At 63.5% G+C, this 20491-nt stretch carries 21 protein-coding genes and 2 pseudogenes; 14 read left to right on the plus strand and 9 right to left on the minus strand.

The window, feature by feature from the left end:
* Positions 1-2 precede the first annotated feature (2 nt).
* Entirely contained in the window at positions 3-983 is a 981-nt protein-coding gene (gene gnd / locus P9255_RS25570; protein ID WP_309764953.1) for a phosphogluconate dehydrogenase (NAD(+)-dependent, decarboxylating), read from the plus strand.
* 53 nt (positions 984-1036) lie between these two features.
* Here gnd and P9255_RS25575 read toward each other — a convergent pair whose 3' ends face one another.
* On the minus strand, positions 1037-1882 hold the full coding sequence (locus tag P9255_RS25575; protein WP_309790632.1) for an ABC transporter permease: 846 nt from the start codon (positions 1880-1882) through the stop codon (positions 1037-1039).
* 8 nt (positions 1883-1890) lie between these two features.
* Positions 1891-2805, minus strand: a complete 915-nt coding sequence (gene nodI, locus P9255_RS25580; RefSeq protein WP_309790801.1) for a nodulation factor ABC transporter ATP-binding protein NodI — start codon at positions 2803-2805, stop codon at positions 1891-1893.
* 343 nt (positions 2806-3148) lie between these two features.
* Here nodI and P9255_RS25585 point away from each other — a divergent pair, with 343 nt between their 5' ends.
* Entirely contained in the window at positions 3149-3658 is a 510-nt protein-coding gene (locus P9255_RS25585) for a universal stress protein (RefSeq protein ID WP_309764951.1), read from the plus strand.
* A gap of 16 nt (positions 3659-3674) precedes the next feature.
* Here P9255_RS25585 and P9255_RS25590 read toward each other — a convergent pair.
* The 3 genes and pseudogenes from P9255_RS25590 to lexA all read right to left on the minus strand — a co-directional run bounded on the left by P9255_RS25590 (position 3675) and on the right by lexA (position 5462).
* Positions 3675-4264: pseudogene (locus P9255_RS25590) on the minus strand (DUF2939 domain-containing protein).
* 80 nt (positions 4265-4344) lie between these two features.
* Positions 4345-4680: a hypothetical protein gene (locus P9255_RS25595; RefSeq protein ID WP_309790802.1), complete on the minus strand. Its 336-nt coding sequence runs from the start codon at positions 4678-4680 to the stop codon at positions 4345-4347.
* A gap of 113 nt (positions 4681-4793) precedes the next feature.
* On the minus strand, positions 4794-5462 hold the full coding sequence (gene lexA, locus P9255_RS25600; protein WP_309790634.1) for a transcriptional repressor LexA: 669 nt from the start codon (positions 5460-5462) through the stop codon (positions 4794-4796).
* Between the two features lie 246 nt (positions 5463-5708).
* Between lexA and P9255_RS25605 the strand changes: the two are divergent.
* The 6 genes and pseudogenes from P9255_RS25605 (at position 5709) to P9255_RS25630 (ending at position 11788) form a co-directional block, all read left to right on the plus strand.
* Positions 5709-6744 (plus strand): annotated as a pseudogene (locus P9255_RS25605) (sulfate ABC transporter substrate-binding protein).
* Positions 6745-6908: 164 nt separating this feature from the next.
* On the plus strand, positions 6909-7793 hold the full coding sequence (gene cysT / locus P9255_RS25610) for a sulfate ABC transporter permease subunit CysT (RefSeq protein WP_309764946.1): 885 nt from the start codon (positions 6909-6911) through the stop codon (positions 7791-7793).
* On the plus strand, positions 7715-8698 hold the full coding sequence (gene cysW / locus P9255_RS25615) for a sulfate ABC transporter permease subunit CysW (RefSeq protein ID WP_404980423.1): 984 nt from the start codon (positions 7715-7717) through the stop codon (positions 8696-8698). The genes cysT and cysW overlap by 79 nt, the downstream gene beginning before the upstream one ends.
* Positions 8699-8706: 8 nt before the next feature.
* Positions 8707-9777 (plus strand): sulfate ABC transporter ATP-binding protein, encoded by a 1071-nt coding sequence (locus P9255_RS25620; RefSeq protein ID WP_309764945.1) that lies wholly within the window; start codon positions 8707-8709, stop codon positions 9775-9777.
* A gap of 41 nt (positions 9778-9818) precedes the next feature.
* Entirely contained in the window at positions 9819-10745 is a 927-nt protein-coding gene (locus tag P9255_RS25625) for a CysB family HTH-type transcriptional regulator (protein ID WP_309764944.1), read from the plus strand.
* 29 nt (positions 10746-10774) lie between these two features.
* Positions 10775-11788, plus strand: a complete 1014-nt coding sequence (locus P9255_RS25630) for an asparaginase (protein WP_309764943.1) — start codon at positions 10775-10777, stop codon at positions 11786-11788.
* A gap of 60 nt (positions 11789-11848) precedes the next feature.
* Here the strand turns inward: P9255_RS25630 and lysM are convergent, their stop codons facing one another.
* The 4 genes from lysM to gcl form a co-directional block, all read right to left on the minus strand.
* Positions 11849-12343 carry a peptidoglycan-binding protein LysM gene (lysM, locus tag P9255_RS25635; RefSeq protein WP_309764942.1) on the minus strand — a complete coding sequence of 165 codons (495 nt, stop codon included), beginning with the start codon at positions 12341-12343 and terminating at the stop codon, positions 11849-11851.
* 305 nt (positions 12344-12648) lie between these two features.
* Entirely contained in the window at positions 12649-13554 is a 906-nt protein-coding gene (locus P9255_RS25640; RefSeq protein WP_309764941.1) for a 2-hydroxy-3-oxopropionate reductase, read from the minus strand.
* 20 nt (positions 13555-13574) lie between these two features.
* Positions 13575-14375: a hydroxypyruvate isomerase gene (gene hyi, locus P9255_RS25645; protein WP_309764940.1), complete on the minus strand. Its 801-nt coding sequence runs from the start codon at positions 14373-14375 to the stop codon at positions 13575-13577.
* A 48-nt stretch (positions 14376-14423) separates the two neighbouring features.
* Positions 14424-16199: a glyoxylate carboligase gene (gene gcl / locus P9255_RS25650; protein WP_309764939.1), complete on the minus strand. Its 1776-nt coding sequence runs from the start codon at positions 16197-16199 to the stop codon at positions 14424-14426.
* A 176-nt stretch (positions 16200-16375) separates the two neighbouring features.
* Here gcl and P9255_RS25655 point away from each other — a divergent pair, with 176 nt between their 5' ends.
* The 6 genes from P9255_RS25655 (at position 16376) to P9255_RS25680 (ending at position 20452) form a co-directional block, all read left to right on the plus strand.
* On the plus strand, positions 16376-17329 hold the full coding sequence (locus P9255_RS25655; protein ID WP_309764938.1) for a LysR family transcriptional regulator: 954 nt from the start codon (positions 16376-16378) through the stop codon (positions 17327-17329).
* A 129-nt stretch (positions 17330-17458) separates the two neighbouring features.
* Positions 17459-17830 carry a 30S ribosomal protein S6 gene (gene rpsF, locus P9255_RS25660; RefSeq protein WP_309764937.1) on the plus strand — a complete coding sequence of 124 codons (372 nt, stop codon included), beginning with the start codon at positions 17459-17461 and terminating at the stop codon, positions 17828-17830.
* 45 nt (positions 17831-17875) lie between these two features.
* The gene (gene priB / locus P9255_RS25665; protein ID WP_309764936.1) at positions 17876-18175 is read left to right on the plus strand and encodes a primosomal replication protein N; all 300 of its coding nucleotides are present in this window, start codon (positions 17876-17878) and stop codon (positions 18173-18175) included.
* A gap of 2 nt (positions 18176-18177) precedes the next feature.
* The gene (gene rpsR / locus P9255_RS25670; RefSeq protein ID WP_007000150.1) at positions 18178-18453 is read left to right on the plus strand and encodes a 30S ribosomal protein S18; all 276 of its coding nucleotides are present in this window, start codon (positions 18178-18180) and stop codon (positions 18451-18453) included.
* A gap of 28 nt (positions 18454-18481) precedes the next feature.
* Entirely contained in the window at positions 18482-18937 is a 456-nt protein-coding gene (gene rplI, locus P9255_RS25675) for a 50S ribosomal protein L9 (RefSeq protein ID WP_309764935.1), read from the plus strand.
* Between the two features lie 123 nt (positions 18938-19060).
* Entirely contained in the window at positions 19061-20452 is a 1392-nt protein-coding gene (locus P9255_RS25680; RefSeq protein WP_309764934.1) for a replicative DNA helicase, read from the plus strand.
* The last annotated feature ends 39 nt before the right edge of the window (positions 20453-20491 follow it).

Below are 20491 nucleotides of genomic sequence, written 5' to 3' on the forward strand. Positions count from 1 at the left end.
CCATGCAGATCGGCATCGTTGGGCTGGGACGCATGGGCGGCAATATCGCCAGGCGGCTCTTGCGGGGCGGGCACGAATGCGTCGTCTACGATCACAATCCGCAGGCCACCGACGCGCTCGCAACGGAAGGCGCCACCGGTGCGAAGGACCTGGGCGATCTCGTCTCGAAGCTCGCCGCGCCGCGCGTCATCTGGCTCATGCTCCCCGCGGGCAAGATCACCGAGGACACGCTCACGGACCTCCACGAGATTCTTCACGCGGACGACGTGGTGATCGACGGCGGCAACAGCTTTTACAAGGACGATATCCGCCGCGCCGCGCAGTTCCGGGAGCAGGGCGTGCATTACGTCGATGTCGGCACGTCGGGCGGCGTGTGGGGCCTGACGCGCGGCTATTGCATGATGATCGGCGGCGATGAAGCCGTGGTCCGCCGGCTCGATCCGATTCTCGCGACGCTCGCGCCCGGACGCGGGGACATCCCGGAAACGCCGGGCCGCGAAGGACGCGATCCGCGCGTCGAGAACGGCTACATGCATTGCGGCGCCGTCGGGTCCGGCCATTTCGTGAAGATGGTGCATAACGGCATCGAGTACGGGCTGATGCAGGCGTACGCGGAGGGCTTTCACATCCTGAAGCACAAGGAGTCGGCCGAGTTGCCGGAGAACGAGCGATACACCCTCGATCTCGCCGATATCGCGGAAGTGTGGCGGCGCGGCAGTGTCGTGTCGTCATGGCTGCTCGATCTCACGGCGGGCGCGCTCGCCAGCGACGACGGACTCGAGCGGTTCTCGACGGAAGTGGCCGACAGCGGCGAAGGGCGCTGGACGATCGAAGCGGCGATCGAGGAAGCGGTGCCGGCGCAAGTGCTGTCCGCGGCGCTCTACACGCGTTTTCGCTCGCGCGACGCCGATCTGTTCCCCGAGCGCATGTTGTCCGCGATGCGCTTCGGCTTCGGCGGACACAAGGAGTTTCCGGTGAAGTGAGCGCCTGCGTTACGGTGCGTCGCGGCAAACGGCGATGACTTCATCGCCGTTTTTCATTTCATGATGCGCCGCCTGAAAAGCCACGCGCACGCAAAAAACGGCAGCACCGAATAGGCGATCAGCACGCCCAGGTGCAGCGCGACGCCATCGGGCGCGCGTCCGAGCATCGCGGGACGAATCAGCTCGACTGCGTGAAAGAGCGGCAGCGCCTGCGTCGCGTGCTGCGCGAGCGCCGGCAGTTGCGTCACCGGAAAGAACACGCCGGAGAGCAGCAGCATCGGCGTGAGCGCAAGCGTCTGATAGAACATGAAGAAGTCGTAGCTCGGCGCGATGGCGGTGACGATCATCGCGGTGCTCGCGAACGCCAGTCCGGTCAGCACGATCACCGGCACCGCGAGCAGCATCGACGGAAAATTCGCATAGCCGAGCACGCCCGCGACCACCATGATCGCCACGCCCGAAAGCACCGACTTGCTCGCGGCCCACACGATCTCGCCAAGCACGATATCGCCGAGCGTGAGCGGCGTGTGCATGATTGCTTCCCAGGTGCGCTGAACCTGCATCCGCGAGAAGCCCGAGTACATCGCTTCGAAGCTCGCGGACATCATCACGCTCGAGGCCACCGTGCCCGCTGCGAGAAACGCGATATACGACACGCCGTTGACGCGCCCGACCATCAGCCCGAGACCGAGCCCGAGGCCGAAGAGATAGATCATCGGATCGGCGAGATTGCCGATCATCGACGCCACCGCGAGCTTCTTCCAGACGAGGTAGTTGCGCCGCCACACCGCTATCCAGTGCGTCGCGTTGGCGGGCAGGGCGCTCGAAAGCGGCGTCAGGTGGCCGGCCTGCTCAGGGAGATTGCCGGCGCGTACGCCGGACTGGTCGAAAGTGTCCATTGTTTCTGTCAATCCACCATCTCGCGCCCGGTCAGGCGCAAAAACACGTCTTCCAGATTCGCCGGACGATGCAGGTAGCGCACGTCCGCGCGGCCCTTCACGCGCGCGTGCACGGGCTGCGGATCGTTGACGTAGCAGAAGATCGTCTCGCCGCTTACTTCGATTCGCTCGACGAGCGGCTCCAGCTCGGCAGCAAGCGCACGCGGGTCCGGCCCGTAGATCTCGATGACGTCCGAGCCGATCACCGATGCGATCAGGTCGTGCGGCCGGCCTTCCGCGATCTTGTGTCCCTCTTCGATCACGCACAGGCGGTCGCAAAGGCGCTCGGCTTCCTCCATGAAGTGCGTCGTCAGCAGAATGGTCTTGCCGCGCGCGAGCAGCGAGCGCAGGCGCTCCCAGATCAGGTGCCGCGCCTGCGGATCGAGGCCGGTCGTAGGCTCGTCCATCACGAGGACGTCGGGATCGTTGACGAGCGCGCGGGCCAGCGTCAGCCGCCGTTTCATGCCGCCCGACAGTTCGCCGACGCGCGCATCCGCCTTGCTCTCCAGCCGCGCGAACTCCAGTAGCGACGGCACCAGCGCGGCCATCCGCGCGCCCGTCAGCCCGAAGTAGCGGCCGAAGACGAGCAGGTTCTCGCGCACGGTGAAGTCGGGATCGAGATTGTCGAACTGCGGCACGACCCCGACGCGCTGCCGGGCGAAACGTGCACGGGCCGGCACGGGCTCGCCGACGAGGCGAATCGTGCCGCTATCCGGCGACGTCATGCCGAGCAGCATCTTGAGGGTCGTCGTCTTGCCCGCGCCATTGGGGCCGAGCAGACCGAAGCATTCGCCGGGGCGCACGTCGAAGGTCAGTCCGTTGACGACATTCTTTCCGCCGTATCGTTTTCTGACTTCGGTGAATTCGATGGCGGGCGCGGGCACTGAAGTGTCGTCGGGTGCGTCGGCTGCGCCGCGCGGGATGTCGCTCGTCATGCATCGCCTGGCAGAAGGGAATCCAGCGGGCTAGTGTAATCCAATGCACCAGTGCGGCGCTTTGCATGCAACCGCATGCTGCACGCGCGATTCAACCGCGTGCCGTATGCGTCAGGCACGTGTCGGGCGACAAGTGCCCGGCCTTGCGGGACAAGGCGGGCAGCAACTGGCACGGCTAAAGCTAATACGGTGTGGCGTTGCGCAAGATTAGCGTTTTCCATCGTTGCGACGCGGGTCGCGGCACACGATCATCAAGTTACGCCGCACTCTTGCGATGCGGCAGGGAGGCATGATGACAAGCTACCGAAAAATTCTGCTCTGCTACGACGGCTCCCGAGAAGGCCGCAAAGCGCTGCGCCAGGGCGCGAACCTCGCGCTCGATCTGAACGCGGAAACGCATGTGCTCGCCGTGGTCGACATGCGATCGAGCATTGCGCAGAGCGCCGGTCTGCTGACCGACGTGGCTTGCGGACGTTTCGAGGATGCGGCGCGCGACATCCTGCAGGAGGGCGTCGACTGGCTGCGTGAGCGCGGACTGCAGGCGCAGGGGCACTTCGCGTTCGGGCATCCGATCGACGAAATTGCCGCGCTCGCCGATAACCTCAAGGTCGATCTCGTCGTGGTGGGGCATCGCTGCCGCAGCGGACTGGCGCGATGGTGGATGGGCGCGGGCAACACGCCGCTGCTCGATCGCGTGTCGTGCAGCATTCTGGTGGCGGTCTGTCAGGCAGGCGAATCCGCCGAAGCCGAAGACGCCGCCGCGTATGCCGCCAAGCCGGTCAAGGCGGAAGAGGGCGCGTAGTTCGGCGTCGCGCTCGTCAGCCGTTCAGATCGACGGCGACGAGCTTCCATGACACGAGACCGCTGCGGCGGAAGATGGCCGAATACCGTGCATCGCCAGCGCCGTGCTGATAGGTCACGACGAAGGTATTGATGTCGCGGTATCCGGCGGTCGTCTGTGGCGGCTGCGGCGGACCGGGCGGTTGCGGCAGCGGACCGGACGCCGCCGTGACGCTGGCGCCGCTTCGTGGCGATGCGGGCGGCCGTTCGCCAGGAACGCCGCGCGGCGGAATGCCGTTGAGTATCGCGGCGACGCCATCGGGTGTCGCATAGGAGTCGACCAGCGGCCCGACGAGCGCCGCGCCGATCATCGCCCCGAGAATCGCGAGCGGATTGCCGCTCTTCTGATGTCGATGCGACGCGTCAGCAGCGCCGCGACCTGTTCCTTCAGGCTGCTGCGCAACGCCGGAAAATCGACGTACTCGCTGACAGTCTCTGCATCGCGCGCATCAGCCGCGCGCTTGACGCGATCCAGCGCCAGATACGGCGACGCATACATGAATGCCAGCGCCGCGCCGCACAGGACGACAGCGAGTGCAATAGCGACAAGACGGGTAGTTCGCGACATGCGGTGCACGAGCCTCTCGAGCGTCGGTCTGACTCACATTGACCGTGCCGGTGAAAGAACGATCCCGCAACCCGCGACGTTCACGCCAGAAACCCGCCCGCGCCGCCGGCACGTTCCTCGTCGATGCAGCGGTCGAGCATGCGCGACACCTCGCTGATCTTGCCGACCATGATGACGCGCGATTCGCTGCGATAGACCCGCACCGGGGCGCGCTGCGCCGGCTCCGCATGGACCGTCTTGGCAAGCGACACCCGGGCGAACGCCGGCTGACGCGACGGCAGCAACGGCATTTCATCGAACAGATCCGGCGTGGCTTCAGCAAGCGGACGCGCCGCGACGCCGCAGGGAATCAACGCACGCAGATGACGCAGGCGGCCGAACTGGCGGAAGGGCAACAAACGGGCAAAACGTTCCATGATGACTCTCCAGGCGATAGGACGCACTGCGGCCAAGCCGCGAACGGCTGCCGTCATGCTTTGATGTACTCGAAACGCGCCGCGTCGTGCGTGGCGTGGGGGAAGCGGGCGCGCTAAAACTCGCCCGAGCGGATCAGACCGACCGCGATGCCTTCCAGCGCGAATTCACCGCTGCCGGAGCGCACGAAAATGTTCTCGTAGTCCGGGTTCTCGGCGATCAGTTCGACGCCGTCCGAACGACGCTTCCAGCGCTTGACCGTGACGTCGTCGCCGAGACGCGCGACCACGATCTGCCCGTCTTTGGCTTCGGTGCGTTTTTGCACCGCGAGCAGGTCGCCATCGAGGATGCCGGCGTCGCGCATGGACAACCCGCGCACCTTCAGCAGATAGTCCGGCTTGCTGGAAAAGAGCGCCGGATCGCACGCGTAGTGCTGTGAAATGTGCTCCTGCGCGAGGATGGGACTGCCGGCCGCCACCCGGCCGACGAGCGGCAGAGACAATTGCATGATGCTCGGATGCGGCAGCGTGAACTGATGCGGAAGCTCGTCGGAGCGTGCGGCTTCGCTGATCAGCCGGATGCCTCGCGACGACCCTGCGGCCAATTCGATCACGCCCTTGCGCGCCAGCGCCCGAAGATGCTCCTCGGCGGAATTGGCCGAACTGAAGCCGAGTTCCGCAGCGATTTCGGCGCGCGTGGGCGGGAAACCGGTGCGCTCGATAGCGCGCTGCAGGAGTTCGAAGACCTGCTGCTGGCGAGCGGTAAGTTTTGAGGTTCTAGTCACTGGCTGGCCCCTGCTGCGCTGTATGGATGAACAGATGACTGTATTTTTATACAGTATTTCATACTTTTCAAGCATTACTTTAACTTCGCCCCGGCAGCGCCCCGCAGCGGGCGTTTTCGATGGAAAGACGCCAAAGCGCCGGTCGTTAGCACGTTTCCGTATAAAAAGATGAAAAACGATTATTTCTAATCATATAGTCGCGCCGATAGACTGATTCCGTCAATTGGATAAGACGGAGAACGGGGAATGCAAAGCACGAAAGCGGGATTGGGGACCAGGGGAAGAAAGCTGCTCACCGCGTTGGCGCTGGCGGCGGCGACGATTGGCATCGGTGTTCAGGCGCACGCACAGACATCGTTTCTGAACGTCTCCTACGATCCGACGCGCGAGCTGTACCAGGACTTCAATCAGGCGTTCGCGAAGAAATGGAAGGCCGACACCGGCGAAACGGTCACTTTCAAGCAGTCGCACGGCGGTTCGGGCGGCCAGGCCCGCGCGGTCCTCGACGGACTGCAGGCCGACGTCGTAACGCTCGCGCTCGCCTATGACATCGACGCGCTCGCCGGCAAGGGGCTCGTCAGCGGCGACTGGCAGAAGCGCCTACCGGATAACGCGTCGCCGTACACGTTGACGATCGTGTTCCTCGTGCGCAAGGGCAATCCGAAGCACATCAAGGACTGGGACGACCTGACGAAGCCGGGCGTATCCATCGTTACGCCGAACCCGAAGACCTCGGGCGGCGCGCGCTGGAACTATCTCGCGGCGTGGGCGTATGCGCAGCACAAGCCCGGCGGCAACGAGCAGACCGCGAAGGACTTCGTCTCGAAGCTCTACAAGAACGCGGGCGTGCTCGATTCCGGCGCGCGCGGCGCGACGACGAGCTTCGTGCAGCGCGGGCAGGGCGACGTGCTGATCGCGTGGGAGAACGAGGCGTTCTTGTCGCTCAAGGAGTTCGGGCCGGACAAGTTCGAGATCGTCGTGCCGTCGGTGAGCATCCTGGCGGAGCCGCCGGTCGCGGTGGTCGACAAGGTCGTTCGACAAGCACGGCACGCGCAAGCTCGCCGAGGCGTATCTGAAGTATCTGTACAGCGACGAAGGACAGCAGATTGCGGCGCGCAACTTCTATCGCCCGCGTTCGAACACGGTTCCGGCCGATCTGACGAAGCAGTTTCCGAAGCTGAAGCTCTACACCATCGACGATACCTTCGGCGGCTGGACGAAGGCGCAGAAGACGCACTTCGCGGATGGCGGCGTGTTCGACTCGATCTATCAGCCGCAATAATGGCACGGCAGTAACGGCAAGGCAGTAACGACACGGAGCAGGGCGGCTCGATGATGGAGCATCGAGCCGGATCGGCAAATGACCAAGCGGCGCGCCATGACGCCGCTCGTCGCACGTGCAGCAACAAGCGCCCGCCCCGGCGCACTGGACAGGACAATTCGAGCATGACCACTTTCAACCTGCGCAAGCCGAGCGCGCTACCGGGCTTCGGCTTGACGCTCGGCATCACGCTCGCGTATCTGAGCCTCATCGTGCTCATACCGCTTGCGGCTACTTTCGCCAAGACGGCGACGCTCGACTGGGCGCAGTTCGTGCGCGCGGTCAGCTCGCCGCGCGTGCTGGCGTCGTACCGGCTGACGTTCTTCGCCGCGCTCGGCGGGGCGCTCATCAACGCGGTGTTCGGCTTTCTCGTCGCGTGGGTGCTGGTGCGCTATACGTTTCCGTTCAAGCGTATCGTTGACGCCATCGTCGATCTCCCGTTCGCGCTGCCGACTTCCGTCGCGGGCATTTCGCTCGCCGCGGTCTATGCGGGCAACGGCTGGATCGGGCAATTGCTCGCGCCGCTCGGCATCAAGGTGGCGTTCACGCCGCTCGGCGTGCTGGTGGCGCTGACGTTCATCGGCTTGCCGTTCGTCGTGCGCACGGTGCAGCCGGTGCTCGAGGAATTCGAGCGCGAGCAGGAAGAGGCCGCTGCGTGCCTCGGCGCGACCCGCTGGCTGACGTTTCGCCGCGTCGTGCTGCCATCGCTTTTCCCCGCGCTGCTGACGGGCTTCGCGCTCGCGTTTGCGCGCGCGCTCGGCGAATACGGGTCGGTGATTTTCATCGCCGGCAACGTGCCGATGAAGTCGGAAATCACGTCGCTACTCATCATCACGAAGCTCGAGCAGTACGACTATGCCGGTGCAACGGCGCTTGCGGTGGTGATGCTGTGCGTATCGTTCCTGATGCTGCTGTTCATCAATACGCTGCAATGGTTTCTGCAACGGCGCACGAGCAGGACGGTCGCACCGCCGGTCCCGACGCTGCATGTCGACGGAGGCCGCGCATGAGCACGCCCGACAGCAAGGCGATCGCGATGAACACCGCTGACCAGCGCGAAGTTCCTGCGCTCAATCCGGTGACGGAGCCGCGCGCGATACGCTGGCTGCTTACCGCGATCGCGCTTCTTTTTCTCGCGCTCTTTCTCGTCGTGCCGCTCGTTGCGGTGTTCGCGCAGGCATTCGCGAAGGGCATCGACTATTACTTCGATTCGTTGAAGGACCCGGACGCGTGGTCCGCGATCAAGCTCACGCTGATGACCGCCGCGATCGCCGTGCCGCTGAATCTCGTGTTCGGTCTCGCGGCGTCCTGGGCGATCGCGAAGTTCGAGTTTCGCGGCAAGGCGCTCCTGACGACGCTCATCGATTTGCCGTTCTCGGTCTCGCCGGTCATCTCCGGCCTCATCTACGTGCTGATGTTCGGCGCGCAGGGCTGGTTCGGGCCGTGGCTCGCATCGCATGACGTGCAGATCATCTTCGCGGTGCCGGGCATCGTGCTCGCGACGATCTTCGTCACGTTTCCGTTCGTCGCACGCGAGCTGATTCCGCTGATGCAGGCGCAAGGCAACGACGAAGAGGAAGCCGCGCACGTGCTGGGGGCATCCGGCTGGCAGATCTTCCGGCGCGTGACGCTGCCGAACGTGAAGTGGGGCCTGCTCTACGGCGTGATTCTCTGCAACGCCCGCGCGATGGGCGAGTTCGGCGCGGTGTCGGTGGTCTCGGGTCATATCCGCGGACAGACCGACACGATGCCGCTGCATGTCGAAATTCTCTACAACGAATACAACTTCTCGGCCGCGTTCGCGGTGGCGTCGCTGCTGGCCCTGCTCGCGCTCGTCACGCTCGGGCTGAAGCTGATCGCGGAGCGGCGCATGTCGCAGTCGCTCGACGATGCGAAACAAGGCGCACAGAACTGAGGATCATCATGAGCATCATCGTTCGTAATCTGCAAAAGCGCTTCGGCGACTTCACCGCGCTCGACAACGTCACGCTCGACTTTCCGGCGGGCGAACTGGTCGCGCTGCTCGGGCCGTCGGGATGCGGCAAGACCACGCTGCTGCGCGTGATCGCCGGCCTCGAACACGCCGATGCGGGCCAGGTCATGCTGAACGGCGAAGACGTCGCGCATGTCGGCGCACGCGATCGGCAAGTGGGCTTCGTGTTTCAGCATTACGCGCTGTTCAGGCACATGACGGTGTTCGAGAACGTCGCGTTCGGTTTGCGCGTGAAGCCGCGCCGCGAGCGCCCGACCGAAGCGGCCATCCGCGAGAAAGTGCATGAATTGCTCAAGCTCGTGCAACTGGACTGGCTCGCGCAGCGCTTTCCGTCGGAGCTGTCGGGCGGTCAGCGGCAGCGTATCGCGCTGGCGCGCGCGCTTGCCGTCGAACCGAAAGTGCTGCTGCTCGACGAGCCGTTCGGCGCGCTCGACGCCAAGGTCCGCAAGGAACTCCGTAGCTGGCTGCGCCGCCTGCACGACGACCTGCATATCTCGACGCTCTTCGTCACGCACGATCAGGAAGAGGCGCTCGAAGTGGCGGATCGCATCGTGGTGATGAATCATGGACGCGTCGAGCAAGTGGGCAGCCCGCAGGATGTCTACGACCATCCGCAGACGTCGTTCGTCTACGAGTTCCTCGGCGCCGCCAACCGCCTACAGGGCAACGTGGATGCGAGCGGTTTCATCGCCGATGGCGCCGCGAAAGCGATCACCGCGCAGGCGCATTTCAGCGGGCGCGCGCTCGCTTATGTGCGCCCGCACGATCTCGCGCTGTATCGCGCCGACGATGCAGAAGGCGTCGCGCATCCTGATGGCATCGTGGTCGGCGTGCGGCGCGTGGTGACGCTGGGCGGCTCCGTGCGCGTGGAGCTCGCCGGCGATGCGGGCGGTGTGCTCGAAGCCGAACTGGACCGGGAAGCGTGGCGTGCGCTGCGGGTCGATATCGGCGATGGTGTACGCGCCGTGCCGCGCGCGCTGCGCGTTTTCCCGGCGCAATGACACGAAGATAGAACAAAGACAGCAGACAAGAGAGGCAGAGAATGAACTTCCAGCAACTGCGCTTCGTGCGCGAGGCGGTGCGTCAGAACATGAATCTGACGGAAGTCGCCAACGTGCTCTATACGTCGCAATCGGGCGTGTCGAAACAGATCAAGGACCTCGAGGACGAACTCGGCGTCGATATCTTCATTCGTCGCGGCAAGCGCCTGACGGGGCTGACGGAGCCGGGCAAGCAGGTGCATCAGGTAATCGAGCGGATGTTGCTCGATGCCGAAAATCTGCGGCGCGTCGCGCGTCAGTTCGCGGATCAGGACAACGGCCATCTCGTCGTCGCGACGACGCACACGCAAGCCCGTTACGCGCTGCCCAAAGTGATTCGACAGTTCACCGAAGTATTTCCGAAAGTGCACCTCGCGCTGCGGCAGGGCAGCCCGCAGCAGATCGCGCAGATGATCATCAACGGCGAGGCGGATATCGGCATCTCGACGGAGGCGCTCGACCGCTATCCCGACATCGTCACGTTTCCGTGCTATTCGTGGCATCACACGGTGGTCGTGCCGAAGGATCATCCGCTCGTCGGGCGCGCGAACATCACGCTCGACCAGATCGCGGAATATCCGATCGTCACCTATGACAACGACTTCACCGGTCGCTCTCATGTGGACCAGGCGTTCGCGAGCGCCGGCGCGATGCCCGATATCGTGCTGACCGCCATCGATGCCGACGTCATCAAGACGTATGTCGAGCTCGGGATGGGCATCGGCATCGTGGCGGCGATGGCGTATGACGCGAAACGCGATACGGAACTCGTCGCGCTGGATACGCAGCATTTGTTCGAAGCGAGCACGACGCGTGTGGGCTTGCGCCGTGGTGCATTCTTGCGTGCTTATGCATACCGGCTGATCGAGATGTTCGCGCCGCAGCTCGATGAAACGCAGATCGCCGCGCAGCTGCGCGAGACCGCGTGAATAGCGCCGGCTGATTTACAATCGCCGGCATGAAACCTGACTCTCTTCCCGAACATCTTCCTCTGATTGCCGTCCTCGCAACGGGTGGCACGATCGCCGGACGCGCCGGCGATGCTTCCGTGACGGCGGGCTACAAGGCGGGCGTCGTCGGAGTGAACGACCTGCTCGACGCCGTGCCCGCGCTCGGCAACGTCGCACGCATTCAGGCAGAGCAGATTGCGAGCGTCGACAGCAAGGACATGAGCCACGCGCTCTGGACGACGCTTGTGCAACGCATCGACGAACTCGCGGCGCAGGACGATATCGCGGGCATCGTCGTCACGCATGGCACGGATACGCTCGAAGAAACCGCGTATCTGCTGCATCTGACGGTGAAGACCGCGAAGCCCGTCGTGCTGACGGCTGCAATGCGTCCGTCGAGCGCGCTTTCCGCCGACGGTCCGCTGAACTTGCTCAACGCGGTCACGGTCGCCGCCTCAGCCGATGCGAAGGGGCAGGGCGTGCTCGTCGCGTTCAACAACCAGATTCACAGCGCACGCGACGTGACCAAGACGAGCACCTATGCCGTCGATGCGTTTCGCTCGCCGGAAGTCGGCGTGCTCGGTTTCGTGCAGGACGGCCGCGTGGAGTTCCAGCGCGCGGTGACGAAGCCGCATACGCAGGCCAGCGAATTCACGATCGGCGCACAGTGGCCGATGGTGGAGATCGTGACGAGCCATGCGGGCGTTTCGCGCATCACGGTTGACGCGCTCGTTGCGGCCGGGGTGAAGGGCATCGTCGTGGCGGGGACGGGTAACGGGTCCATCCATGCGAGCATGACGCAAGCCCTCGTCGATGCGGTGAAGGCGGGCGTCGCGGTCGTGCGGGCATCGCGCGTGGGCTCGGGCCATGTCATGCGAAACGGCGCGGCGTCGGATGATGCGCTGGGCAGCGTCAGCGCGGGTACGCTCAATCCGTACAAGGCGCGCGTGCTGTTGATGCTCGCGCTTGCGGCGGGGGTGACGGAGGCAGGGGGATTGCAGGGCGTGTTCGACCGGTACTGACAAGAAGAAAACGCGAACCAAGGTTCGCGTTTTCCGTTCATCCATAAGCGGCAAAAACAATCAGTTAGCCGGCGGAATGCGCAGCACCTGACCGGGATAGATCTTGTCCGGACTCTTCAGCATCGGCTTGTTCGCCTCGAAGATGAGATCGTTCCTAGCGCCGCTGCCGTAATACTTTTCCGCGATCTTCCACAGATTGTCGCCCGATGCGACCGTGTGATATTGCGACTCGGGCGCGGCGTTCGGCACGGTCAACTGGTCATCGACCTTGTCGACGTGCTGCACGTTGCCCGCTGCGACCAGAATCTTCTCCTTCGTGGCCTGGTCCGCCGCCTGGCCCGAGACCGTGACGGTATGGGATGCGCCGTCATACCTGACCTGCAGGTTGTCCGCATTCAACCCTTGCGAGCGGATATACGTGGCGATCGCTTCGCCGGCCTTCTGATTCAGCGCGGCGACATCCACGGGCGCATTCGCCGGTGCGGCCTGAGCGGACGGCGTCGTAGCACCGAACAGTTTCTCGCCTGCTTCCTTGATGAAACTGAGGATTCCCATTGTTCAACTCCTTGAATGACTAAGTGGCGCCGCTTGCGAACTAGAGGCACATTAGTCCCGCGCGTCACCAGATAGTTCTCGGTTCGAACAAGGTATTTCGTCGCACGCCGCACCGCGCGCGCATCGATAAAAACTCACACAGCAATCCGACGCGGACACCCGACGGCAAACCGTCTGACCGACCAAGGCTTACCCGGCGCACCGCCGGATGCCGCTCTCGGACCCCACTTGCCGCCCTCAGCCCAGAGCGGCATTTGTCCCGCGTGCCCATACGCGGGACGCCCCACGGTTCAGGCAGGAAAGCTTCACGCAGCCTTGGCTTGCTGCGGCTCTTCCGCCACCTGATAGTTCGACATGATCTCGAGCGCACGCACGAGCGCCGAGTGATCCCACGCCTTGCCGCCGTTCGCCGCGCACACGCTGAACAACTGCTGCGCGCTCGCGGTATGCGGCAGGGTAAGGCCCATCTTGCGCGCGCCATCGAGCGCGAGATTCAGATCCTTTTGATGCAGTTCGATCCGGAAGCCCGGATCGAACGTGCGCTTCGTCATGCGCTCGCCGTGCACTTCGAGAATGCGCGACGACGCGAAGCCGCCCATCAGCGCACGGCGCACGCGCTCCGGATCGGCGCCCGAACGCGATGCGAACAGCAGCGCTTCCGCCACCGCTTCGATGTTCAGCGCGACGATGATCTGATTCGCAACCTTCGTTGTTTGGCCCGCGCCGTTATCGCCGATGAGCGAGATGTTCTTGCCCATCAGTTCGAACAGGGGCTTTGCCAGATCGAACGATTTCTGCGGGCCGCCGACCATGATCGTCAGCGTGGCTTCGCGTGCGCCGACTTCGCCGCCGGACACGGGCGCATCGAGATAATCGCACCCGAGCGCGTTGATCTTCTTCGCGAACTCCTGTGTATCCAGCGGGCTGATCGAACTCATGTCGATTACGACCTTGCCCTTCGTCAGACCGTTCGCGACGCCATCGTCGGCGAAGAGTACGTTGGCGACATCGGGCGTGTCGGGCACCATCGTGATGACGATCTCGCTGGCTCGTGCGACGGCCGTCGAGTCCGCGACGACCTGCGTTTGCGCGCGGATATCGTCGGGAACCGGATACTTGCCGTTCACGACAAGCGTGTGGCCGCCCTTCAGAAGATTGCGCGCCATGTGGGCGCCCATGATGCCGAGCCCGATGAAACCGATCGTTGCCATACTGTGTGCTCCTCCTTTATTCACGCGGTAACGGCAGCTTCCACACCGCCGACGTTTTGCAGCCAGCCCAGGCCCGCTTCGGTGCCGTTGAGCGGCTTGTATTCGCAGCCGATCCATCCTTCATAGCCGATCGAATCGAGCAGCCCGAAGAGGAACGGGTAGTTGATTTCGCCGGTGCCCGGCTCGTTGCGGCCGGGGTTGTCGGCAAGCTGAATGTGCGCGATCGACGGCAGATTCTTTTTGATCGTCGCGGCCAGTTCGCCTTCCATTCGCTGCATGTGATAGATGTCGTACTGCAGGAACAGATTGTCCGATCCGACCGCGCGGATCACGTCGAGTCCTTCCTGCGACCGGTTCAGCGCGAAGCCCGGAATGTCGTACGCATTGCACGGTTCGACGAGCAGCCTGATGCCTTCCTTCTTCAGCGCGTCGGCGGCGAAGCGCAGGTTCTCGATGATCGTCGCGCGCGCCTCGTCCGCCGATACGCCCGCCGTCGGAATGCCGACGAGGCAGTTCAGTTGCGGCACGTTCAGCGCCTTCGCATATTCGATCGCGCGGGGCACGCCTTCGCGGAACTCGGCGACGCGATCGGGCAGGCAGGCGATGCCGCGCTCGCCCGCATCCCAGTTGCCGGCGGGAAGGTTATGCAGAACGATCTGAAGATCGTTGTCCCTGAGGCGCGTCTGAATGTCGCCGATCGAGCAGGCGTAGGGGAACAGGAACTCGACCGCTTTGAAGCCCGCGTTCGCGGCCGCGGCGAAGCGGTCGAGGAAGGGGACTTCGTTGAACAGCATCGTCAGATTCGCGGCAAATTTCGGCATGTGTCTTCCTGATTGTCTTGCTGATGGTCGGTCAGCGGGTGAACGTGTTCAGTCGAGCGGCATCACGGCGGTGGGCGCATCGGCGTGGCTTTCGGCGAGCTCTTCGAACTCGTTGATCGCATCGATCTCCGTGCCCATCGCGATGTTCGTCACACGTTCGAGAATCATCTCGACGACGACCGGCACCTGATGCTCCGCGGCCAGCGCCTGCGCTTGCTTCAGCGCGCCGGCGATGTCTTCCGGCTTGTGCACGCGCAGCGCCTTGCAGCCGAGGCCTTCGGCAACCGCGACGTGATCCACGCCATAGCCTTCGAGTTCCGGCGCGTTGATGTTGTCGAAGGCAAGCTGCACGCAGTAGTCCATATCGAAGCCGCGCTGCGCCTGACGGATCAGTCCGAGATACGAGTTGTTCACGACGACGTGCACATAAGGCAGCTTGAACTGCGCGCCGACGGCCAGCTCTTCGATCATGAACTGAAAGTCGTAATCGCCCGAAAGCGCGACGATCTTGCGCTGCGGGTCCGCCGCGCGAACGCCGAGCGCAGCCGGAATCGTCCAGCCGAGCGGCCCCGCCTGACCGCAGTTGATCCAGTTGCGCGCCTTGAACACGTGCAGGAACTGCGCACCGGCGATCTGCGAAAGACCGATCGTCGTCACGAAGCAGGTGTCGCGGTCGAACGCGAGATTCATCTCTTCGTACACGCGCTGGGGCTTCATCGGGACGTTGTCGAAGTGCGTCTTGCGCAGCATCGTGCGCTTGCGCTGCTGGCAATCGGCGACCCACGCGCTGCGGTCCCTGAGCTTGCCCGCGGCCTTCCATTCCTTCGCCACTTCCACGAAGAGTTCGAGCGCCGCCTTCGCATCCGACACGATGCCGAGATCCGGTCCGAACACGCGGCCGATCTGCGTCGGCTCGATATCCACGTGCACGAACTTACGGCCCTTCGTATAGACCTCGACACTGCCCGTATGACGGTTTGCCCAGCGATTGCCGATGCCGAGCACGAAGTCGGATGCGAGCATCGTCGCGTTGCCGTATCGATGCGACGTCTGCAAGCCGACCATGCCGGCCATCAGCGGGTGATCGTCGGGAATCGCGCCCCACGACATCAGCGTCGGGATGACCGGCACGCCGAGCGTTTCCGCGAAGGTGACGAGCAGGTCCTCCGCAGCCGCGTTGAGCACGCCGCCGCCGGAGACGATGAGCGGCTTCTCGGCTTCGTTGAGCATCGTGAGCGCCTTCTCGATCTGCGCACGCGTCGCCTTCGGCTTGTAGACCGGCAGCGGTTCGTACGTATCGATATCGAACTCGATTTCGGCGACCTGCACGTCGATCGGCAGATCGACCAGCACCGGACCCGGACGGCCCGAGCGCATCAGATGGAACGCCTGCTGGAACACGCGCGGCACGAGCGCGGGCTCGCGCACCGTGACGGCCCACTTCGTGACCGGCTTCGCGATCGATTCGATATCGACCGCCTGAAAGTCTTCCTTGTAGAGACGCGCGCGCGGCGCCTGGCCGGTGATCGCGAGAATCGGGATGGAATCGGCGGAAGCGGAGTAGAGGCCCGTGATCATGTCCGTCCCCGCAGGTCCCGACGTGCCGATGCATACCCCGATGTTGCCGGCCGCGGCGCGCGTATACCCTTCGGCCATATGCGACGCGCCTTCGACGTGACGCGCGAGCACGTGGCTGATGCTGCCCGACTTCTTCATCGCCGAGTAGAACGGGTTGATCGCGGCGCCCGGCACGCCGAACGCGGTGTCGATCCCTTCTTTTTCCAGCACGAGAACGGCTGCGTCGACGGCTCTCATCTTGGCCATGAATGTCTCCTTCGTTTGTCTCTATCCGTGAATGCTGTCTGCATCGAAGCAGGGTTCCGTTGCACTTTAGAACTGTGAAAAAGGTTTGATAAGATCAGCACGAGTCGCTTTTTCCCAAACCAAAAGTATCGAATGCCCATGCTGTGCGGCTCGCTTTTGAGCCAGGAGACACGCAAATGGACCGCTTCAAACAGATCGAGACGTTCGTGCGAGTAGCCGAGGCGGGCAGCCTCGCGGCTGCGGCGCTGGAGGAGGGGGTGTCGCCGGTGATTCTGGGACGGCGCATCGATGCGCTCGAAAAGCGTCTCGGCGTCAAGCTGATGTATCGCTCGACGCGGCGTCTCGTCGTGAGCGAGGACGGCGCCGCGTTTCTCGACCGCTGCAAGAATCTGCTCGCGGAGTGGGACCAGGCGGAGAACGAACTGGCGGCGGGGCGCCGCGCGGTGGGCGGCCATCTGATCGTGTCGGCGCCGGCGGCGTTCGGCCGGATGCACGTCGCGCCGCACGCGCCGGCATTCATCGCCGACAAGCCCGAATTGCAGATGTCGTTCAATCTGACCGATCGCGTCGTCGATCTCGTGCGCGAGGGCTACGATCTGTCGATCCGCATCGGCGGGGCGGTCGATCCGAACTTCGTCGCGGTGAAGCTCGCGGGCAACCGGCGCGTCGTCTGCGGCACGCCCGCGTACTTCAGGAAGCACGGCAAGCCGAAGACGCTGGACGATCTGCCCAATCACAACTGCCTCGCCTTCAACCTGCAGGGCGGGCAGAACCGCGGCTGGTACTTTCAGCGCAACGGCAAGCTCGCGACCGTGCGCGTGGCCGGCAACCTCGATTGCAACGACGGCGAACTGCTGCATCGCTGGGTATCGGAAGGGCTGGGGCTCGGCTGGCGATCGACGTGGGAAATCCAGCGGCAACTGGAGGCGGGCGAACTCGAAACCGTGCTCGACGACTTCGAACTGCCCGCTTACGACATCCTCGCCGTTTACCCGCAGCAGCGTTATGTCCCCGCGCGGGTGCGCTACTTCATTGATTACCTTAAGGAAATCTACGCGCAGCCGGGATACTGGAGCCGCCGCCTCACGTGGCCAGGCGAGCCGCAGCCGATTCACGCGCACGCAAGCTAACTGCTTGAAAACGCGTTCAAATCGGATTTGCGCGAGCGCATACAAAAAGCTATAATCTTCGGCTTCTCACTTGCCGCACCGGTCCGACGCCCGGGCGGCTCTAATCCACAAGTAGCCCAAGGAGTGAATATGCGTCATTACGAAATCGTCTTTATCGTGCATCCCGATCAGAGCGAGCAAGTGCCCGCCATGATCGAGCGCTACAAGGCCACGATCACGTCGCACGGTGGCCAGATCCACCGCATCGAGGACTGGGGCCGCCGCCAACTGGCCTACATGATCGAGAAACTCGCGAAGGCTCACTACGTCTGCATGAACATCGAATGCGACCAGGCGACGCTCGAAGAACTGGAACACGCGTTCAAGTTCAACGACGCCGTTCTGCGCCATCTGATCGTCAAGATGAAGAAGGCCGAAACCGGCCCGTCGCCGATGATGAAGGAAGTGCAGCGCGAAGAAGCCAAGAAGGCGGCTGCTCAGCCGACCGAAGCGCAGGCTTAACGACAGTTCATCACTGTCAAGCCACCAGGGAAGCAGAATCATCTCGTGAACCGGCTGCAACTGACAGCGAGCGTCGTGGAACGCGAACCGGTGCGGTACACGCCCGCCGGCATCCCGATCGCAAGCTGCACCTTGCAACACGCCGCGGAAGTCGTCGAAGCGGGCATCGTCCGCAAGATCGAACTGACCATGCAGGCGGTCGCGGCCGGCGAAGCGAGCGGCAAGCTGGAAAGCTGTCCGATGGGCGTCGAAACACGCTTCACCGGCTTTCTGGCGAAACGAAGCCGTAACGCGCGAACCCTGGTGTTTCACATCACAGAATTGCAGGACATTGGAAAGGACTGAACATGCCCCGCCCGACTGGTAAGAAATTCGACAAGCGTCGTCAGCAACAAAACCCGCTCTTCAAGCGAAAGAAGTTCTGCCGTTTCACGGCAGCCGGTGTCGAGTACATCGACTACAAGGACACGGAAACGCTGAAGGACTTCATCGGCGAAAACGGCAAGATCACGCCGGCTCGTCTGACTGGCACGAAGGCGCACTATCAGCGCCAGCTCGACACGGCAATCAAGCGCGCGCGTTTCCTCGCGCTGCTGCCGTACACCGACCTGCACAAGGCCTAATCAGACGACGCAATAAGGAAAGCCAAAAATGCAAATCATTCTTTTGGAAAAGGTCGTCAACCTGGGCAACCTGGGCGACATCGTCAAGGTCAAGGACGGCTACGCACGTAACTTCCTGATCCCCGGCAAGAAGGCCCGCCGTGCAACGAAGGACGCGATCGCCGAATTCGAAGTTCGCCGCGCCGATCTCGAAAAGAACGCCGCTGAAAAGCTGGCTGCCGCGCAAGCGCAAGGCGAAAAGCTGAGCGGTTTCACCGTGCAGATCTCGCAGAAGGCTGGCGTCGACGGCCGTCTGTTCGGTTCGGTCACGAACGCGGACATCGCGGATGCGCTGAAGAAGCAAGGCTTCGCCGAAGTCGAAAAGGCGCAAGTGCGTCTGCCGCAAGGTCCGCTCAAGATGGTCGGCGACCATCCGGTTCAAGTGGCGCTGCACACGGACGTCCTCGTCGACGTGAACGTGTCGGTGCTCGGCGAACACGCGTAAGGCACAAGCGAGGCCCCGCGCCTCGCGAGCAGGAAAAGAAGGGCAGGAACCTCCATCGGGTCCTGCCTTTTTTGTTGTCTGATTGAAGCACCGGCCGTCTTATTTCGTCGATAATTCCACCCCATGAACGCACCGTCCAAAGATCCGCAACTCGACGCGCTGAAGGTCCCGCCGCACTCGATCGAAGCCGAGCAATCGGTCATCGGCGGTCTGTTACTGGACAATGCGGCATGGGACCGCATCGCCGACGTCATGGCGCAGAGCGACTTTTATCGCTACGACCATCGCATCATTTATGAGCACATCGGCAAGCTGATCGCGGCCACGCGCCCGGCGGACGTGATCACCGTCTACGAAGCGCTCAACATGGCCGGCAAGGCCGAGGAAGTCGGCGGGCTCGCGTATCTGAACGCGCTCGCGCAAAACACGCCGAGCGCGGCGAACATCCGCCGTTATGCCGAAATCGTGCGCGACCGCGCGGTGCTGCGCCGCCTCGTTTCCGTCGCCGATGAAATCTCCGCCGACGCGTTCAATCCGCAAGGCAAGGAAGTCCGGCAGATTCTCGACGAGGCCGAATCGCGCGTGTTTTCCATCGCCGAGGACGGCGCGCGCGGCACGCAGGGCTTTCTGGAAATCGGGCCGCTTCTGACGCAGGTGGTCGAGCGCATCGACACGCTTTACCACACGGCCAATCCGAGCGATGTCACCGGCACGCCGACGGGCTTCGTCGACCTCGACCGCATGACGTCGGGCATGCACGGCGGCGAACTGATCATCGTGGCGGGGCGCCCGTCCATGGGTAAGACCGCGTTCTCGATGAACATCGGCGAATACGTGGCGGTCGAATACGGGCTGCCGGTTGCCGTGTTCTCGATGGAAATGCCTGGCACGCAACTGACGATGCGTATGCTCGGCTCGGTCGGCCGGCTCGACCAGCATCGCATGCGCACGGGCCGCCTCACCGACGAGGACTGGCCGAAGCTCACGCACGCGGTGCAGAAAATGAGCGAGGCCCAGCTTTTCATCGACGAAACAGGCGGCCTGAATCCGATGGAACTGCGTTCGCGCGCGCGGCGCCTGTCGCGGCAATGCGGAAAGCTCGGGCTCATCATCGTCGATTACCTGCAGCTGATGTCCGGCTCCGGCAGCGGCGGTGAAAACCGCGCGACCGAAATCTCCGAAATCTCGCGCTCGCTCAAGAGTCTTGCAAAGGAACTGGACGTGCCCGTGATCGCGCTGTCGCAGCTGAACCGCGGTCTCGAACAGCGCCCGAACAAGCGCCCGATCATGTCCGACCTGCGCGAATCCGGCGCTATCGAGCAGGACGCCGACGTGATTCTCTTCATCTACCGCGATGAGGTCTACAATCCCGACAGCCCGGACAAAGGCACGGCCGAGATCATCATCGGCAAGCAGCGTAACGGCCCGATCGGACCGGTGCGCCTGACGTTCCACGGGCAGTACACGAAGTTCGACAACTTCGCCGGCGTGCAAAACTTTTACGGCGGCGAATAAGGCGAACCAACCGTTCGCCGTCGAACTGTCAGACCGTTG

Source organism: Caballeronia sp. LZ019, assembly GCF_031450825.1.
In the GTDB taxonomy this organism is placed as follows: domain Bacteria; phylum Pseudomonadota; class Gammaproteobacteria; order Burkholderiales; family Burkholderiaceae; genus Caballeronia.

Coding starts and splice junctions, on each gene's coding strand:
- gnd (WP_309764953.1), top strand. CDS start 3: ATGCAGATCGGCATCGTTGGGCTGGGACGCATGGGCGGCAATATCGCC.
- P9255_RS25575 (WP_309790632.1), bottom strand. CDS start 1,882: ATGGACACTTTCGACCAGTCCGGCGTACGCGCCGGCAATCTCCCTGAG.
- P9255_RS25585 (WP_309764951.1), top strand. CDS start 3,149: ATGACAAGCTACCGAAAAATTCTGCTCTGCTACGACGGCTCCCGAGAA.
- P9255_RS25595 (WP_309790802.1), bottom strand. CDS start 4,680: ATGGAACGTTTTGCCCGTTTGTTGCCCTTCCGCCAGTTCGGCCGCCTG.
- cysT (WP_309764946.1), top strand. CDS start 6,909: ATGACCACTTTCAACCTGCGCAAGCCGAGCGCGCTACCGGGCTTCGGC.
- cysW (WP_404980423.1), top strand. CDS start 7,715: ATGGTTTCTGCAACGGCGCACGAGCAGGACGGTCGCACCGCCGGTCCC.
- P9255_RS25620 (WP_309764945.1), top strand. CDS start 8,707: ATGAGCATCATCGTTCGTAATCTGCAAAAGCGCTTCGGCGACTTCACC.
- P9255_RS25625 (WP_309764944.1), top strand. CDS start 9,819: ATGAACTTCCAGCAACTGCGCTTCGTGCGCGAGGCGGTGCGTCAGAAC.
- P9255_RS25630 (WP_309764943.1), top strand. CDS start 10,775: ATGAAACCTGACTCTCTTCCCGAACATCTTCCTCTGATTGCCGTCCTC.
- lysM (WP_309764942.1), bottom strand. CDS start 12,343: ATGGGAATCCTCAGTTTCATCAAGGAAGCAGGCGAGAAACTGTTCGGT.
- P9255_RS25640 (WP_309764941.1), bottom strand. CDS start 13,554: ATGGCAACGATCGGTTTCATCGGGCTCGGCATCATGGGCGCCCACATG.
- hyi (WP_309764940.1), bottom strand. CDS start 14,375: ATGCCGAAATTTGCCGCGAATCTGACGATGCTGTTCAACGAAGTCCCC.
- gcl (WP_309764939.1), bottom strand. CDS start 16,199: ATGGCCAAGATGAGAGCCGTCGACGCAGCCGTTCTCGTGCTGGAAAAA.
- P9255_RS25655 (WP_309764938.1), top strand. CDS start 16,376: ATGGACCGCTTCAAACAGATCGAGACGTTCGTGCGAGTAGCCGAGGCG.
- rpsF (WP_309764937.1), top strand. CDS start 17,459: ATGCGTCATTACGAAATCGTCTTTATCGTGCATCCCGATCAGAGCGAG.
- rpsR (WP_007000150.1), top strand. CDS start 18,178: ATGCCCCGCCCGACTGGTAAGAAATTCGACAAGCGTCGTCAGCAACAA.
- rplI (WP_309764935.1), top strand. CDS start 18,482: ATGCAAATCATTCTTTTGGAAAAGGTCGTCAACCTGGGCAACCTGGGC.
- P9255_RS25680 (WP_309764934.1), top strand. CDS start 19,061: ATGAACGCACCGTCCAAAGATCCGCAACTCGACGCGCTGAAGGTCCCG.